Below are 17,191 nucleotides of genomic sequence, written 5' to 3'. Positions count from 1 at the left end.
CGTTGCGCGGAGGTGTGTATGGCTTGGTTCTCTGATGCCGGGTGCCTTGCTCGACGGCGCGGGCGGAGTCGCCCGGACATACGCGTGCCGAAGTCGCCGGCGGTCCGACTAGACCCCGCCCAAGATCGAGGACTTCACCAAACCCAGGTCGAGTTCATCGACTTGGTCTACGACGTCAAGGGCGACACCGAGGAGAAGGTCGGTGAGGTCACCGATCCTGAGCTATTCCCAGGTGAGGGAGCCATCACGGGCCGTAGGCTCACGGACCCAGGGCCGGTCAGTGATGCGGACGCGTGGGCCAGGCCAGGAAACGAGGGGGGGATCAGCGCGGTGGAGCAGGAGCGCGAGCTGTTGGTCGAGTACGGCCACCACAGGCGGGAAAGACGACACGTGCTGGGAGAACTGCGACAGATCGTCGTGTCACTGCTGCACCGGTCCGTCCCACAGACAGCGGTGCAGGAAGTGCTCCTCGGCCGGGGAGGCTGGGGGCAGATCACCTTCGAGTTCGAAGGCCGTGACTATCTCGTCACCTTCACCAACCCCAACCACGAGTCGGATGACTGGGGAGCCTATTTCCGAAACGTTCGAGAATCTCTCGACGACGAACTGCAAGGCCATCGCTGGGTTCATGTGCACTGGCGTACCCAACCGAGCGCGGTCGACGAGCAGATGATCGCTGCGATGCCTGCGTCCGGTGTGCTGGTGGACACCACGTACCTGGAGGCGGCGGTTGCCGGGCTGACTCCCCTGGCCGAACTGATTCGTGACGTCTTCCGCCGACACCGGGCGCATGTGTCCCTGGCCGACATGCTCGCCATTGGCGAACCTTCCGCGGATGCGCGGGCGATGACACCAACTTCTCGGCTGAATTCTCCGGTCCGTGTGGAGGTGCAGACCTGGGGCGGCGCGGCCGCCGAGGTGCTGCTCGTGGGGCAGGCGCAGGAGGCACGGCCGTCAGGGCTGGCGTGGCTGCGAGGCGACACTGTACTGATCACCTGCCCTGACGGTCTGTTGGAGGTCGACGCCGTACGCGGCCACACCCGCTGGCATCTGGCCCTGCCTGGTTGCCATGGAATGCCGCTGGGCCGGAGCAACGGTGAGGTGCTGGTGATGTGCGGCTCTGCCCTGGTGCGCTGGCGCGAGGGGCAGCTCAATGCCGTGGCGGGCGGTTTCGAAGACGGCTCGGTGCTGCTGCGCGGGCCGGAGGGAGAACCGTGGGTACTGTCCGGCTCCGGGGTCACATTCCGCGCGGGCGCGGGGACGCTTGCGCTGACGCGCGCCGGCGAGCGGGTGGGTGACCAGATGCGCTACCCGCTCACTTTCGAGGCGGCGGTGCGCTCGGCTGTGTGGCTGGACCGGCGCAGGTTCTTCCTCGCCGCTTCGGGGCACAGTGCCGTGATTGACCTGGCTCGCACCACCGATGCCGGGCAGCGCGAGGAATGGATCCCTACCCCTGTTCACTTCCCGGCAGATGTGCTGCGTGCCGGTGCGGACAGCGTGTTGAGCGCGTCGCCCGACGGCACCGGCAGCCGCGTCGCTTTGCACCGCACCGAGGTCACCAGTCGGCGAAGCGAGCCGGTGGCAGAGGTCCGGCTGGGCGAGGTCTTCGGGCTCGACCAGCAACCTGGCGGTGGGGTGGCCTATCTGCTCGGCTCGCTGCCGGACAACGACCCGACGCATGTCCGCCCCGCCTTGATGCGCCTCACCGGACTCCACACCCCTGCGGCTTCCCAGGCAGCGTTCCCAACCCTCGCGGCTCCAGCCGTCGACTACGGGATCGTGAGACAGGCGGCCCGGGGTGAGCGCCGCGACTACCGCCTTGACCGGTTGCCGCTCAACAACGACGGTGGCCAGGCCCAAGTCTTCCGAGCCGAGCACAAGTCCTCGGGCACGGTCGTGGCCCTCAAACGTCGCAGGGGCCAGGGCCAGCGGGATGCCCGGCGCATGCGCCGTGAAGTGGAGATCGCCCAGCGACTGGGTGCCAACCTGAATGTGATGCCGGTACTCGACTTCAGCCCTGCCCACGACTGGTTCGTCATGCCACTGGCCGCGGCCACCGTCGAGGACAAGCGGAGAGCACTTCAGGACGCAGAACAACTGCGGGCCCTGGTCGACGCTGTCTCCGCAGGACTGGCCGAGGCGCACCAGCACGGCTGGATCCATCGGGACATCAAACCGTCCAACATCCTGCTACTGGACGGCCGCTGGGTGGTGGCGGACTGGGGCATCGTTCGCCGCCCCCGCGGGCAGACCAGCACCGCAGGCCTCCTGACCCGCGCCGCGATCGGCACCGAGGGGTTCGCCGCGCCGGAGCTTTCCGTCGACGGCCACGACGTGACTCCGGCGAGCGACATCTACAGCCTCGGCCAGCTCATCGGCTGGATTCTCACTGGGACATGGCCGCAGGCCAACAGGCCTCTGCTTCCCGAACCCGGACCGTGGTACGGCGTCGTACGCCAGGCTACGCAACTCGATCCCGCTCGCCGTCCCCAGGACATGACTGCCTTCCTCGATCTGGTCGAACGCGAGACGGATGCCGGTAGCGAGCTGCCCGTCGTGCGCGCCCAGCGCCTGCTGGAGGCCGCGGACAAGAAGAACGACGCCGCCGCGGCCTCCCAGCTGCTCGCCGTGGCCGCCGACCGGCCTGACTCCTACGAGCTGTACCTGGACGTGCTCACCAAGTTGAAGGTGACGACCGCCAGGAAAGCCTTGCTCGACAACCCTGACCAGGCGGCCGCCGTGGTCCAGGCCCTCACTCGGCATGCCGCTGCCGACGACTGGCCCACGTGGCAGGAGTCCGACCGAGCCGTGTGGTGGCTGCTCGATGTCGCCCGCCTCGCAGCACGCGAGAAGAAATGGGATCTGCTCGACACTGCTGTTCAGGGTATGTGCGACTGGGACGGCCGCTTCGACCGGTGGAAGCCGCAGGACGACATCAAGGACTGGATGCGCGAGCTCACGGGACATGCCGCGAGCGTCGTTGCCTCCGCGCTGCGCGCCCAACCGCACGGAGCACGGCACCTTCATGAACTGGCGGACGACCGCCGAGTCGACCAGGCCATCCGAAGCGCCGTCTACACGCCTTGAGCAGCCTGTGCAGGGGCATTGATCGACCACGCCGTGAGTCATTACGGTGTGTGAGTGGATGATGACGAGGGGGATCGTTTCTCGGACGCGATTCGGCTGCTGCTGCTCATCGCGGCAGTGTCCGATCCGTTGAACGAGGCAGAGCAGCAGGCTGCGCCGAAGGATGCGGTGGCTGTGCTGCGCACTGAGGGCCGGCTGCAGAAGCTCGACTTCTGGCTGCGTAACCCGGACTACCTTGCCGATGAGCTTCTCAACGACTACGAGCGCGAGCGCGAGAAGGAAGCCATCAAGTTGCAGATTGCGGGCGACATCCTGGATTCGGACGAGCCGGAGATCTGCTCGATCCCGATGCTGCGCTACCTGTTCGGGGCGTTCGAATACATCGACCAGGCGATGAGCGTCCTGGCCGCGCCTCGGCTGGTGGTGGTTGTTCCGCGGCGCACTTTCGACCGGGTGCTCCAGGACAACTACTACCTCACGGCCAAGGGGCGCGATCTCGCCGCACGGGCAGCGGAACAGTTTCCGGTCCTGGCCTGGTACACCGAGCGCGCCCGCCTCGTCCGGGCGTTGGCCGAGGCCACCGGGCACTCAGCCCTGGCACTGCGCAGACGGCAGTACCTGCAGCGCGACTACGCTCAGACCCCACTGAACGAGGTCATCCCGTCGATTGCCGACCGAGCCCGCACGCGTCTGGCCCGTCTGCGTGCCGAAGCAGAGCAGGGGGATGCTGCGTGACCACAGAGCCTTTGCCCGTGCCGTCCGACGGCGAGCTGTACGAGCGGATCGCCACCCGGGTGCCGTCCGCTGATGTGGGCAGGGTCCGCGAAGCCCTGTCGGCCCACGGCATCCTTCTCACCAGCCCGCTACCGGCGCGACGGCAGCTGGTCGTGCACCGGCTGTACTGCGAGGGCACCAAGACTGATACGGACGACAATGACGGCCCCTTCACCGTCGACATGACGCTGGGACCGGGCCCGTGGGCGATCGCCAGCACCCTCAACAACGTCGGCAAGTCGAGCCTTTTGTGGGCTCTCAGCTACGCCCTGCGCGGGGCCGGCTTCGACGATTTCAAGCGACCGGAGACGGTGGGCTGGTTCTCCTATGTCCGCGCGGACATCAAGGTCGCCGGCGTCGCCGCCTCCATCCGCCTGACCTTCGACAAACCGGACCGTCCCAGTTGCCGGCTCCTGAGTGCCGACACCCTCGATCACCTCATGGACCTCACTGGTTCTCAGGAATCCGGTCCCGGCGTACGCGTGGTCGCAACCGCGGAACCCGACGGCGTCAAAGGGCTCATCGACCGTTTCATGCTCGACCGCCTGGGGCTGCGGCCGCTGCCGCTCTGGACGGCCGAGGCGAACGCTCCGAAGGACGCTGACGGCAACCGCGAGAGCAGAGAGGACGTTCACGGCTGGGCGAGCTATTTCTATGCCGTCGCATTGAACGCAGGAAACTCCAGCATTCTGTTGGGCCCGACGGCGTACAACCAGCTGCCCGTGAAGCTGATGCAGCTCTACCTCGACGTCCCCTACGCATCCGAGCTGACCCAGGTCATCACGGCCCGCAAGAAGGACACCCAGGAGGGCCTCCGTGTTCGGCGCCGGGCACGCGAGGATGCTCAGGCCCGCGAGCAGCAGACTGAGCCGCTACGCCAGGCGCTCAGGGGTGCCGAAGAGAGGGTGGCGGCCCTGGAAGCGGACCAGCCCGATCTGACGGGCCTGCTCGCCGATGTCGATGCCGCCGCCCGCCAGGTCGCCCTCGACCAGGCAGCTCTCCAGGGGGCAGAGGAAGGCCACGCCCTCGCACGCAAGGCACGTTTGAAGGACGAGAAGGCGGTCCGCCGGGCTAAGCAGAGCAGCGCAGCCCGGTTCCTGCTTGGGGCGCTTGAGCCGGAGTCCTGCCCACGGTGCGATCACGAGATCGACGATGCCCGCCGTACTGCGGAAGAGAGCGACCACCGTTGCTCGGTGTGCGCGAGCCCTCTGCCGGAGGTGCGGGACGACCCAGAGGCGCGGACCGCCCTGCTAAGTCGGCTGGAGGAGCGCGTGAATGCCTCCCGTACGGCCGAGGATACGGCTCGGCAAGTCGTGGAGAGCAGTGCCGCCGCCTGCGAAAGCAGCCGTGCCGCCTATGACCTGGTGAACGCCCGCCTTACCGCGGCGCGTTCCGGCAGTTGGTACACCCGTCTTGAATCGGCGCGGGAGTCCGTCTATCAGCTGCGCGGGGCACTAGCAGTCGCCACCGGCAACGGAGCAGGCCTGCCGGAGGTGGTCAGCAACTACGTCACCGCGACGACGGGCCCGGCGGACGTCGAAGACGACTCCGACGACAGCGACGCCATCTTGGAGGCGGCCGGCCAGGTGTTGTCGATGGTGGTCGCCGACCACAGCAAGGCCCTGTTCGCCGACCTGAACATTGAGATCGTCAACATCGCCCACGACCTGGGCGTGGCCAACCTGACCAGCGTCGACCTCAACCTGGCGGGGCACCTCAACGCCCGCAAGACCGGCAAAAAGCACCCCTTCAGCGCATTCAGCCCTACCGACCGCCTGCGCATGCGCATCGCGGCCATCGTCGGCATGATCAAAGTCGGCCGCAAACGGGGCATCATGTCCCACCCCGGTCTGCTGCTCATCGACGCGCCCACGGCCGAGGAGCTCTCCCACGAGAACGCGCGCCGCTGCATCAAGACTCTCTACGAGACCGCGGCAGACGACCCCGGCATCCAGATCGTGATCACGTCGATCGACGACGCAGTTTGGGAGTTCTTCCCCGCGGACCGTACCGTGACCGGTCCTGACAAACGTCATCTTTTCTAGGCCAAGCCACCAAGGGTATCCAGCGACGACGAGGAAGGCGGAAGGCATCGTGCATGTCATTGACGAACGCCTGGCCCAGTGGGCCGCGCAAGCCTCCCGTCCCCAACTGCGCGCCGGTCCGACAGCGGAGGATCTCGGAGGCCTCGACGCCGTTCTCGCCGCTGCGGACCACCTCGCCCAGGGGCCTTTCCTTGCCCACTTGATCCAGGCGACCGCCCACTGTCTTGACGCCTTCGGTGCCGAAGCATGCAAGCCGCTGTACGACGCCGTCCTCAACGGCCTTCGGACGAACGACAACCACGCTGCCTTCGCCAGCGCCACCGACGCCCTCGCGAGTTGCCCGGCCCTGGCACGTGAACTCGGCACTCCACTGGCCCGCGCGCTACTCGCCCGCCTCCAGCAGGCCCAGGACGCCGACGACGACCTCGCCGCGGCTCTCATAGGGGTGGAAGCCGCGGACTGTCTCGTCCAGCTCACATTGGCCGGCGTCACCAAGGCCGCGCGCCTCCTCGGCGCCATGGACGAAGCAACAGAGGACCCGGCTGCACTTCCCGAGGCCATGGCTACCCGTCTGCCGCGCCTCCTGGGCGTCCTCGACGCCCACCATCCAGGCGCCGGCCTCCGCGAAGCCCTCGAACGCTGCCTGATGCTCGACCACACCTGCCGGGACGCAGCCTTCGAACTCGCCCTCGGTGACCTACGCCAGGCTCTCGAACAAGACCAGTACGCGCCGATGACCGAGCAACTCCGCAAGACCCAGGACCGGCTGGCCGAACTGATCACCATCGACCCCGGCCGCCTGGACGCCCAGCTCTACCACGCCGCTATCGGAGCCGTCCTCGGTCTGTCCGCTCCCGACGCACCCACACGCGTCAACACCGCCGCATCCACCCTGCGCGAGACCCTCCCCCTTTACCGGGACTATCGCTACCGCACCCGCACCCCCGCCTGGGCACGACCGCGCCAGGACGACGTGATCGCCTGGTCGGAACTCACCGTCATACTCGACGGCGCCGCGGCACACCTCGCCCATGATGACCCCTGGTACGAAGGCGGACACGGCATCCTCACCGCCCTACTCCGCGCGTACACCGCGCACAACACGGTCGCCGTCCTCACGGACACCCCAGCAGCCGCAGCCGTGGAGACCCTGGTGGCGCCCGTCATCGAGGACGCCTTCCTTCAGCACGAACACCGGCAGCGCTTCCTTGAGCACGCCCTGGCCCATGACGAGGAACTCCGCGACGACCCCGCGGCCCAGCAACTCCACGCCGCTCTCCTTCACCGCACCAAGACCAGTGAGAACTCCACCGGTCAGCAGGCGGGTGATCAGGGAAAAGCACGACGCTGGCAGCGGCTGGCAGACCAACTCAAGGACGAATTTGCCGCATTCGTTGACCAGACGCCGGAGCACGTCCTCGACCGCCTCGAACTAGGCCTGCGTACCCACGACGATGTTATCGCGCCCATCGCCGACCCCAAGTACAGCCGTCTCAGGGCGCAACTCCTCAGACAGCTGAAGAACTCCAGCGACTGGATCACCGGCATCGCCGACGAGTTCACCGCTCTCCTGGAAGCCACGATCCGCTACGCCTACCTCTGCTACGACATCGGCCGGAAGATGGGCGGCTCCTACACCGAGTACCTTCGCAAACGCGATAAAGACGGCAAGAAGCAGAAAGTTGACGAAGCTCTATTCCATCAGCACTACCGGGAAGTGCTGCAGTTCTCGGCGCTCTTCAGCGTGGTCAACTCAGAAGTCATCGACAAGGCAGGCGGAAGAACCGACATTCTCGTCTCCTTCGGCGCCGTGCAATTCAACGTCGAATGCAAGATTGAAGAAGACGACGCGAGTGAAACCGCACTACGTCAATACGTCGCCCAAGCCGCCGAATACCAAAACACCAACGCAGGCTTCGCCATCCTGCTCGCTCTCGACAAAACCGTCGACGCCGAAGGCGCCGTGAACCTCTTCAGTAGCATCTGGATCGAGCCCGTTCAACGTCCCGGTGAAACAGAACCATGCCTCGTCGTCATCATCCGAATCCCTGGAGGGCGCGAAAACCCCAATCTGCTGCGCCCGGGCCCCACGCCGTAGTGGCGCCAGCACGGGCGGACTCCGGCACCGCCATCGGCGACACACCGCTTCACTGGTGAGCCAGCACAGGGCCCAGCCAGACGAGCGGCGGTGGCACAGCCGCAGCCAAGGACACCATGAGGGGAGCGGGAGGTAGGTGCTGGCGTTGCCGGGCATTCTGGTGGTGCGCGTTCTCGCGTTGAGGTGCAGAAGGCCCCGGCCATCCCGCCGGGGCCTTCTGCGTTGTTGGGGGGCTAGCCAATCCTGCGTCCGTACTCCGACGCTGGGCCGCTCGACCTCCTTCTGTTTCCGTGCATAGAGCTGGCTCCCTCCCTCGCCCTGCAGGGAAGGAGCTTCTGAGCCTATTCCGCGTCGGGCGGGGACTGTTCTGTCAGCTCGATCCCGCGAACTCGCTGAAGCCAGCGGACAAGAGCAAACATGGCCGCACCGCAGCCGCCAACCCAGACCCAGCCTTCTGTCAGGAGGGTGTGAACTCCGTCGTGCTTCGCGATGTAGAGCACGAGCAGTGCTGGCGGAAGTCCGATGAACGTTTCTCGGCGGTTCCGCCCGGTCAACATCCAGTCGACGGGACACCACAGGTGGCCGAGGCCATCATGAAGAAAGAAGCGGACAGCAGCAACGAGGCAGCCGAGCGCATATCGCCGCTGCTGCCAGGTTGTGAGGAAGACACCATCCTCAGGTCTGCCGTCGAGGTCAGCCAGCCATGCTGTGCGCATATCGCGTCGGTCTCCGGCGATCCTGGCCGCCAGGAAGGTCCATCGTTCTGCTCGCGGTTCTCGGCGTTGCTGTACGCGAACCAGCCTCACCGGCGAGCTGGACACGCGATGTTCGGCTGGAGCGCCCTCGGCACTCCGCCTCCTCGGCTGCGCCACCTCGTCGAAGATATTTTGTAGGCGCCTCTGCTCGTCGGCTTCGGCCTTGCACCTCTCACAGGTCGCGAGGTGCGCGAGTACGCGATCCCGGCTTTCCGCCCCAAGCTTTCCTTCCACTAGCCCGGCCAGGCGATCGCCAAGGTGGCCTTCCCAACCCCGTTCAGGCGGTACTCCGTAGCTTCCTGACGTCGTCACGCTGCACCGCCGGCCGGACGAAGGCCGAACCGGGCGCGGCGGGCGTTGCGAGCTTCCAGCGCTTCCAGCGCCTGGGCGCGTCCGGTGCCCGTGAACTCGTAGAAGCGTCGGGCCGGACGCCCTGGATGGGCTTCTACCTCGTCCCAGCTCCTGAGCCAGCCACGCCCAAGGAGACGGTCGAGAATCGGGTAGACGGTACCGGGGCCCAGGTCGGCGTCGCGGCAGATACTCAGACCCCACGCAGGAGCGTTGGACTTCGCATCGAGAAGCACCCCCAAGACCGCCATGGTCGGCTTGGTGAGCCTGATATTGGTCATGCCCAAAGGAAACCATGTATCGAGTACGAGCAACAAGCGTATATCGAGTACGACTCACACCTGCTCAACCCTTGGCAGCAACCGCCAGTGATCATCTGATCGACCGGAGACCCTTCGCCAGCACGCCCCACCGACAACGCGCGGAGCCATTCTCTGGGGAGTACGAGCGACTCTGGGGAGCGCCTGAGGAGAATCGACTGCATGACCGGGCACGCGCGAGAAGGGCCCTGAAAGCCGTGGGATCGACCTGCTGCTGACGGGACAGTCCCCGCTGGGTGAACTCCTGGCCGTTCCCTCCGCGCCTCTGCTGGACGAGATCGCGATCTGTCTGATCGACGCGACGTCGCCGACGAAGCCCGGCGCGACCGGCTCGCCGTACGTGACGCCGGCAGATGGGCTGCCGACGCCGTCGATACCTTCCTCGGCCGAGCCGCCTGGCACCGCAGACATGCCCACGCCCCCCGCCATCGGCCGGACGTTGTCACGAACGGCAGCTGGCCGGAGATGGTCTGGCGCCGCTGGACGAGGTAGACCGCCGAGGACCCACAATGGTGCACCACCTGCTCGACACCACCGGCCAGCCCCTCGGGAAGTCCGTCGACCAGGTACAACGGTGGGTGACCGAACAACGCGACGCACACCGCACCGGCCAGCTGCCCCTGAGACACGGCTCGCCGGACAAGCCGCCCCTCCCCACTAACCGACAAATGTCACCATCTGACCGGCTAAAACCCAAGGGGGGCGCAGCGGTGCTGCGCCCCCCTCTGCTCAGGGCCTTGGTGGCTCGTCGTGTCCTCTATGCGGCCACGGCGGCTTGGGAAGTCCGGACGAGCAGCGAGTCGATGGCACTGCGTCCCTTCCCGCCTGCCTCGGGCATGAAGTGGGCGTAGTAGTCCAGCGTGATGGTCGGGCTGGAGTGCCCCAGCCAGCGCGCCAGGGTGACCACGGACTCGCCCGCTTCAAGGATGACCGAGGCGTACGTGTGACGCAGCACGTGGAAGCCGTCCTTGCGGGACGCCGCCCATCGCTCACCCGCCTTCCGCATGGGGATGACACCAGCGACTGCGAGTGCGGGCTTCCACACATCCACGTTGAATATGTTCGCGCGGAGGGCGTTGCCGTACGTGGTGGTGAGGATGAGCGGGAACTTCCTGCGCTCCCTGTCGCCCTCGGGACCTCCCCAGGGCAATTCGACCTCGACAGCCGGGAACTCCAGGAAGTAGTCGGCCAACGCCGAGGCGACCGATGGGGGCATGTCGACGACACGGGTCTTGCCGCCCTTCGGGAGCGTGAAGTACAGGCGTCCGTGCAGAAGTTGGACCTGTCGCCGGATGCGCAGCACTCCGCGGGAGAAGTCAACGTCCTCCGGTGACAGCCCGAACACTTCGCCCTGTCGCAGTCCGCAACCCAATGCCACCACAGCGGCAATGCGGTACCGCGGGTTGATCGCCTCCAGGACCCTCATTGCCGTCTTCAGCGGCCAGGCTTCCCGCTGGTCGTCCGGCACCTTCGGCCACCGAACCGACTTGGCCCGGAGCGGATTGCGCACCAGACGCTTGTCGTCGATGGCGGTCTCGAAGATGTTCGAGAGCGAGAACAGGATCTGGCGTGCGTACCGCGGTGAGCATTCGGCCTCCAGCGCAGTGATGTATCCGCGCAACACCACCGGTGTGATGTCGCGAAGAGGCACGGTGCCCAGGTGAGGCTGGATGTGGAGGCGAACCCGCTCGTCGATGCGCTTGACCGTGGCAGGCGTCCCGCGAACTCCCGTCCGCCAGAAGCGTGTCACGTAGTCGTCGACCGTGATCGAGCCGTCGCGGGGGTCGACGAACTCGCCGCGTTCGCTGTCCGTGCCGGCCCTACGGAGCCACACCTTGGCGTCTTCGAGGATGTCGAAGGACTTGTCCCGGACCCCCGGGATACCGGCAACCCGATATCTGGAGCCTTTGCCGTAGCGGGTGGTGCGCTCTCGCTTGCCGGTGACGGCGTCTTTCTTCTTCTTGATCCAGCGGTCTTCGATGTAGCCGGCCAAATACTTCCCTCGATGACAGGTGGCGTGGGGTGGGGACAGGCCCGGTCAGGCGCTCGTGGCGTAGTCCGAGCGTTGCTCCGGCTCGACGCTCAATGGGCTCAGGGCCGGGTTGGAGCGCGAATCTGCGCGTTCCTGCTCGCAGATCCAGGCGTCCAGCGCTTCAAGCCTGTACGTCACCCGCCCACGGGACCCCATCCGGAAACTGGGCGGACCGATTCGACGATGCCGCCAGACGTAGAGAGTGTGCGGCGACATACCGAGGTATTCGGCGGCCTCTTTCACGCTCAGGAATGCCTGCCGCATAGCTGGGTTCGTCACTGATTCCGGATCGGCACCCGGGTGGTGAATATGAAGGAGGCGTACAGGCACGGTTGCCTTTCGTCGGAGGGTTTCGGAGTGAGTGCGGTCGCCAAGCAGGCCGGTGAACACCGGAGATCCCGTGCTAGGTGTGCAACAAGCGCGGGGCAGGCAAGGGGTCGACTCCGAGGAGCACCAGGACGGAAACGTGCAGTGCTTCAGCGAGAGCGACCAGGTCATCGACGTCACAACGGCGTTGGGCGCGTTCGATGCGGGACAGCATGGTGTTGGACATCGGACGGCCGACGGCAGTCACGCGAGCGGCAAGCCGGCGCTGGGAGAGACCGCGTTCGGTGCGGACGATTTCGATGGTTCGGGCGGTTCGTATGCCTGCGGGTCCGATGTCTAGAGAGCGTGCTGCCATGGCTCCATTTGTAGCTTGCATTCGCCGGTTTGGTGAACCGGCGATCGTGGTCTATGTTGCGGCCGCGCTCCCGGCCGAAGAGACGCTGCGCATCTCTTCAGGCTGTGGAGACTGACGTCAGGCCGGGACTCCGATTGCCCTTCAGCGCAGGGGTGTTGTGTTGTAGCTTCCGCTTCGGCAGTACGTCAACAGGTTCTCAATGTGATCTGTCTGGCTCGACGTCCAGAACAACTTTTTGGTCAACCGCCGATCGTCCCTTACGGTTTTCGCACCGCCTTTCACGGCCAGCTTCCTCGGCAGCCTTTCTGCCGTGAGAGATTGCGCGGGATTGGGCTGGACTTGCGCGGCCTGGGTGTGGCTATGTTGACGACACCCCCGGAAAGCGCGAGTGGGCTCCAGCGCACTGCACCGCCGGCCGGTCGACTTCTCCGCTCTTTTCGCCCGTACCGCCACGATGACGGTGAACCATGGGTGCCTGCCGCCCTGCAACCGAGTGAGGAACCCCGCCTCTTGGCCCGAATTCGCACCATCAAGCCCGAAGCCTTCGTCTCCGAGTCCCTGGCCGCCGTCTCCCTGACCGCCGAGCGCACCTTCCTCGGCCTACTCACCCAGGCCGACGACCAGGGCCGCCACCGCGACCACGCCGCGATCATCGCCGGACAGCTGTGGGTCCTGCGCCCGGAACACGGCCCCACGGACGTCGAGACGGACCTCGCCCATCTCGCCACCGCCAGGCTGATCTGCCGCTACAAGGGGCCGGACGACAAGCGGTACCTCCACATCGTCACGTGGCACCAGCACCAGAAGATCAACCGCCCCAGCAAGAGCCGTCTCCCCGGATGCCCTCACCACGACGCGCCCGCCGGATCCACTACGCTCGTCGGGAACGTCGACGTCATGGCCCCCTCACCGTCGCCTCACGGAACGTTCCGGGAGGACTCCCACGAGATACGGGAGCCCTCACTGAATTCGGGGGATGGCGATGATCGTGCAGGTCAGGAGCGTTTCACGGAGTCTTCCGTGAGGAAGCAGGGAGGGCTCCGGGCAGCAAACGTGAGCCCTCAGGGTACGGATCTAGGACCTAGGATCATGGATCTAGGAAGTACCCCTTCGGGGGGCGCGAGCGCCCCCGCGCCCGACACCGTCTCGGCCCAGCAGCTGATCGCCGAGTACGCCGCCGAGTGCGCCCACCGACCACCGGAAAGCGTCCTGAGCCATCTCGGTCGCGAGGTGCGCAAACTCCTCGACGAAGGCATCACGGCCACTCATCTCCGGGCGGGACTGGCGCGTCACCGGGCCAAAGGGCTGCATCCCAGCACCCTTCCGAGTCTCGTCCACGAGGCCATGAACGCCGTGCCCAAACCGGTCCCCCACCAGGCGTGGACGAACCCCAGCAACATGGATGCCGCCTACGGGGGTGAACTCTGAACGCCACCCTCACCCGCGAGCCCCTGCGGGCCGGTCCGCTCGTCAACCGGCTCCACACGATCCTGGCCGACCGGGGTATCGACCCCTCCGTCGCAGCGGAGGAACCGCCGCCCGAGCCGGTCACGGCACTGGAACTCGCCGACGCCCGCATCCCCGCCCGCTACCGTCGCGCCCTTGCCGATCACCCCCAGATCACCACCTGGGCCGGCCAGGTCGCCCACGCCGGACGCTCGGGGCCCAGCGGCCCCGGCATCGCCGAGGGACCGTCGCTGCTGATCGCCGGCCCCACAGGCACCGGCAAGACCTACCAGGCGTACGGCGCCGTCCGCGCCCTCCTCACACGAGGTGTCAGGCTCCGCTGGGAGGCGACTACCTCCGCCGACCTCCACGCACGGCTCCGTCCCCGTCCGGGCCACGACACCGAACGCGAGTTGCAGACGCTGGCCCGCTGCCCGCTGCTGGTCCTGGACGACCTCGGAGCGGCCAAAAGCAGCGAGTGGACGGAGGAACTCACCTACCGGCTGATCAACCACCGGTACGAGCACATGCTCCCCACCCTGATCACCACCAACCTGCCGATCCCGGAGCTGCGGGCCACTCTCGGCGACCGGGTCGCCTCACGCCTCGCCGAGATGACCGAGCGCGTCATCCTCACCGGCCCCGACCGCAGACGGCACACCCACACCTGACTTTCACGGCGGCAGGCCCGGGCGCACTCGAAGACCGAGCCGAGAGCCGATCGGGGACTGACGCCGCGGGGACCGGCCTACGGTCCCCGCTGGTCCCACGATCACGATCACCACCTGGCGGGGACCGTCAAGCACCGGAATCGGGGACCGCTGTCCCGCTGAATCGGGGACCGAGAGGGGACCGTCCCCGTCGAAAGACCAGGTCAGAGGGCAATGCACGTCGGTCCCCGGAGCGTCCCGACAACGGGGACCGTCCCATCGGGGACCGGGACTGTGCAGTGGAACGGGACGGTCCCCGTGACGACGTGTCAGGGGGACCGTCCCCGATGGGCGTCGACGCCCGGTCCCCGAAGCGTTCGGGGACCGGGGACCGCATTGCCTCAGGGGACCGGTCCTGCTGCTTCCCATGTGTCCACGCCTCGACAGCCCATTCCGAATGGCATCCCGCAGCAACCGAGCTATTCAGCTGCTGCGCGCACCTGACATCAGCGTCGGCCCACAAGCCCCGTTCCCCCACCGATTACGTCCCGGAGGCCCACTCATGCACGACCCACATCAGGAGCACCCCACCATCAACCAGAAGGCGACCACGACACCGACCTCAGCCGGAGCAAGTTGGAGGTTGGGACACTCCCCCGCAGGGGGCGTGTCCCAACCGGCCTCCGCCCCGGGGGTGGCGGAGGCGGTCGACCGGCGCCAGGGGGCACCGGCCGACCAGGCTGCGACCGAGGGCGGATCGCAGCAGGGCGAGCAAACAGGGCCCACCACGCCCTCGCCGAGCAAGCCCAGGCCACGATCTCGGCCGCGCAAGCCGAAGCAGCGACCGGCCGTCAGCGTGCGGCTCAGCAGCAGCGAGAGAGCCCTCGCCGAAGCCGGAGCACAAGCTGCGAACCTGACCCTGGCCGGGTTCCTGGCCCAGTCCGGCCTCGCCGCAGCACGCGACCTGACCGGCGTCACCGCCGCGATCGCCGACAACCGCCGCGTCCTTCAGGAACTGTTCGCCGCCCGCCGCGCCCTCACCCAGTACGGCAACCTCCTCAACCAGGCCGTCGCCGCTCTCAACGCCGGAGCGGAAGCCCCGTACCTGGACGATGCCATCGAGCGGACGGCCACCACACGGAACCGCGTCGACGAAGCCGTCCAGCGGTTCATCGCCCTGATCGACCCGAGCAGCCCTCAACCGCGGTCGCGGCGCGACCAGTACGGCGAGGCCGCATGATCCCAAAGATCCACAAGCAGGGCAGCAACACCTACGGCCTGCTCGCTTACCTCTACGGCAAGGGCACCAAGGAGGAGCACGTCGATCCGCATCTGGTCGCCTCGTACGACGGCTTGGCCCCCGATCCGGGACGGGACGTGAACGCCGGCCTCACCGCTCTCCAGCAGATCCTCGACCAGCCACTTCACCTCCTGGACGATGACCAACGCCCACCCCGCCACGTCTGGCACTGCTCGGTGCGCGCCGCACCGGGCGACCGCATCCTGTCCGACGCCGGCTGGGCGGGCATCGCACGCCGCATGGTCGCCGCCACCGGTATCGACCTCGGCGACGGCGTCGGCTGCCGCTGGGCCGCAATCCGGCACGCCGACGACCACATCCACATCATCGCCACCCTTGTCCGGGAGGACGGGCGGCGTCCCGACCATCACCGCTCTGGCAAGCGCGCCCAGGACGAGGCCCGCCGCATCGAAGCCGACTACGACCTGCGCCGAGTGACACCTGGGGACGGCACCGCACCGAAGCGCCCCACGAGCGCCGAACAGCACAAGGCCGAGCGTCAGGGACGCGACCGCGCCGCACGAGAAGAGCTGCGGACAGCCGTCCGGCAGGCCCTGACAGGCGCCACCAGTGAAGACGAGTTCTTCGCCCGGCTCCATGCCACCGGGCTCCTCGTCCGGCAGCGCGTGGCCCCATCAGGTGACCTGCTCGGCTACAACGTCGCTCTCCCCGACGACCGAAGCCAGGTCGGCGAACCGGTCTACTACGCCGGTTCCACCCTTTCCGCAGACCTGTCGCTGCCCCGCATCCGTGAACGCTTCACCACCACCCCGGCCGAGACACACCAACACGCTACGAACCGTGGAACGGACGGCACCGGGCACAAGCCTTCAGCCGCCGCCACCAGTCGGCGCTCCGCCACCCACGCTGCCTGGGTCGCCCTGCTCACCATCGACCAGGACGGTGACGGCGCGACGGCCGCTCGCATCACCGCCACCGGCGAGATCCTCGACGCCCTCGCCATGACCAGCGACACCGACACCCGCCAGCAGCTCAGACAGGCAGCCTGGGCATTCGAACGCGCGCGTCTGTCCCACACCCGCGCCGAGCACCGCCACGCCCAAGCCCTGCGTCTGGCCGCCCGCGAACTGCTCTACAGCGGGCCCGCGCGAGGCAGAGGAGAAGACGGCGCCACCACGGCCATGCTGATCGACACCCTCTTCTTCCTGGTGCTCGCCACCGCCCACTGGCACGCCCAGCACCGGCATGCGCAGCAAGCAGAGTCCGCCCGCCAGGCCGCAGTCCACCTGCGTACCGCCTACGCCACAACAGCCGAGGCTCCCCTCGCCCTGCTGAGGGAACAGGGCCGACAAATCATCCAGCCAGTCCGCGACTGGTACGCGCTGCAGGTCCACGTGGCCCTTCCCGACCTCGCGGACTCGGTCATCGCCGAGCCCGGATGGCCGGCGCTCGTCGCCACCATGGCACAGGCCGAACAGGCTGGCCGCGATCCCCGGGCGCTTCTGGCAGAAGCCGCCGGCCTGCGGGAACTGGACAACGCCTCTTCCATCAGCGATGTCCTGACGTGGCGCTTGCGGCGTATGGCAGACCTACCCGCGGACGCAACCAACCCCCGTCATGGACAGAGCACCAGCCACACGTCAACTCCGCACATGCCGCGGCAGTCGGGCGCGTCCCGTCTCCGACGCTGACC

13 protein-coding genes and 1 pseudogene are annotated in these 17,191 nt (G+C 67.2%); 9 read left to right on the top strand and 5 right to left on the bottom strand.

Annotation, left to right across the window (positions count from 1 at the left end):
* Nucleotides 1–162: 162 nt before the first annotated feature.
* The 5 genes from ACZ4O3_RS02785 (at nt 163) to ACZ4O3_RS02765 (ending at nt 8,897) form a co-directional block, all read left to right on the top strand.
* Nucleotides 163–3,087 (top strand): serine/threonine-protein kinase, encoded by a 2,925-nt coding sequence (locus tag ACZ4O3_RS02785; protein ID WP_467720921.1) that lies wholly within the window; start codon nt 163–165, stop codon nt 3,085–3,087.
* A gap of 54 nt (nt 3,088–3,141) precedes the next feature.
* Entirely contained in the window at nt 3,142–3,822 is a 681-nt protein-coding gene (locus ACZ4O3_RS02780) for a hypothetical protein (RefSeq protein ID WP_467720920.1), read from the top strand.
* Complete coding sequence (locus tag ACZ4O3_RS02775) at nt 3,819–5,906, top strand: hypothetical protein (RefSeq protein WP_467720919.1); 2,088 nt, start codon at nt 3,819–3,821, stop codon at nt 5,904–5,906. The genes ACZ4O3_RS02780 and ACZ4O3_RS02775 overlap by 4 nt, the downstream gene beginning before the upstream one ends.
* Before the next feature lie 49 nt (nt 5,907–5,955).
* A complete protein-coding gene (locus ACZ4O3_RS02770; RefSeq protein ID WP_467720918.1) occupies nt 5,956–8,004 on the top strand; it encodes a hypothetical protein in 2,049 nt (682 codons plus the stop codon).
* A 467-nt stretch (nt 8,005–8,471) separates the two neighbouring features.
* A complete protein-coding gene (locus tag ACZ4O3_RS02765; protein WP_467721016.1) occupies nt 8,472–8,897 on the top strand; it encodes a hypothetical protein in 426 nt (141 codons plus the stop codon).
* On the opposite strand, the pseudogene ACZ4O3_RS02760 reads toward ACZ4O3_RS02765, so the two are convergent.
* The 5 genes and pseudogenes from ACZ4O3_RS02760 to ACZ4O3_RS02740 all read right to left on the bottom strand — a co-directional run.
* A pseudogene (locus ACZ4O3_RS02760) lies at nt 8,865–9,071 on the bottom strand (anti-sigma factor family protein); the annotation flags it as partial. The gene ACZ4O3_RS02765 and the pseudogene ACZ4O3_RS02760 overlap by 33 nt on opposite strands.
* Nucleotides 9,068–9,388 carry a PadR family transcriptional regulator gene (locus tag ACZ4O3_RS02755; RefSeq protein WP_467720917.1) on the bottom strand — a complete coding sequence of 107 codons (321 nt, stop codon included), beginning with the start codon at nt 9,386–9,388 and terminating at the stop codon, nt 9,068–9,070. The pseudogene ACZ4O3_RS02760 and the gene ACZ4O3_RS02755, both read right to left, overlap by 4 nt.
* Before the next feature lie 796 nt (nt 9,389–10,184).
* On the bottom strand, nt 10,185–11,420 hold the full coding sequence (locus ACZ4O3_RS02750) for a tyrosine-type recombinase/integrase (protein ID WP_467720916.1): 1,236 nt from the start codon (nt 11,418–11,420) through the stop codon (nt 10,185–10,187).
* Nucleotides 11,421–11,465: 45 nt separating this feature from the next.
* A complete protein-coding gene (locus ACZ4O3_RS02745) occupies nt 11,466–11,849 on the bottom strand; it encodes a helix-turn-helix transcriptional regulator (protein WP_467720915.1) in 384 nt (127 codons plus the stop codon).
* A gap of 13 nt (nt 11,850–11,862) precedes the next feature.
* Nucleotides 11,863–12,141 (bottom strand): helix-turn-helix domain-containing protein, encoded by a 279-nt coding sequence (locus ACZ4O3_RS02740; RefSeq protein WP_467720914.1) that lies wholly within the window; start codon nt 12,139–12,141, stop codon nt 11,863–11,865.
* Nucleotides 12,142–12,651: 510 nt separating this feature from the next.
* On the opposite strand from ACZ4O3_RS02740, the gene ACZ4O3_RS02735 reads away from it, so the two are divergent.
* From ACZ4O3_RS02735 to ACZ4O3_RS02720, 4 genes are all read left to right on the top strand, one after another.
* A complete protein-coding gene (locus ACZ4O3_RS02735; RefSeq protein WP_467720913.1) occupies nt 12,652–13,569 on the top strand; it encodes a hypothetical protein in 918 nt (305 codons plus the stop codon).
* Complete coding sequence (locus ACZ4O3_RS02730; protein WP_467721007.1) at nt 13,566–14,258, top strand: ATP-binding protein; 693 nt, start codon at nt 13,566–13,568, stop codon at nt 14,256–14,258. The genes ACZ4O3_RS02735 and ACZ4O3_RS02730 overlap by 4 nt, the downstream gene beginning before the upstream one ends.
* 646 nt (nt 14,259–14,904) lie before the next feature.
* Nucleotides 14,905–15,477 carry a hypothetical protein gene (locus ACZ4O3_RS02725; RefSeq protein WP_467720912.1) on the top strand — a complete coding sequence of 191 codons (573 nt, stop codon included), beginning with the start codon at nt 14,905–14,907 and terminating at the stop codon, nt 15,475–15,477.
* A complete protein-coding gene (locus tag ACZ4O3_RS02720; protein ID WP_467720911.1) occupies nt 15,474–17,189 on the top strand; it encodes a relaxase/mobilization nuclease domain-containing protein in 1,716 nt (571 codons plus the stop codon). The genes ACZ4O3_RS02725 and ACZ4O3_RS02720 overlap by 4 nt, the downstream gene beginning before the upstream one ends.
* Nucleotides 17,190–17,191: the final 2 nt, after the last annotated feature.

The sequence above is a fragment of the Streptomyces sp. NPDC026515 genome (assembly GCF_055567595.1).
This window is presented reverse-complemented; position numbering and strand designations above follow the sequence as displayed.

Coding starts and splice junctions, on each gene's coding strand:
- ACZ4O3_RS02740 (WP_467720914.1), bottom strand. CDS start 12,141: ATGGCAGCACGCTCTCTAGACATCGGACCCGCAGGCATACGAACCGCC.
- ACZ4O3_RS02720 (WP_467720911.1), top strand. CDS start 15,474: ATGATCCCAAAGATCCACAAGCAGGGCAGCAACACCTACGGCCTGCTC.
- ACZ4O3_RS02755 (WP_467720917.1), bottom strand. CDS start 9,388: ATGACCAATATCAGGCTCACCAAGCCGACCATGGCGGTCTTGGGGGTG.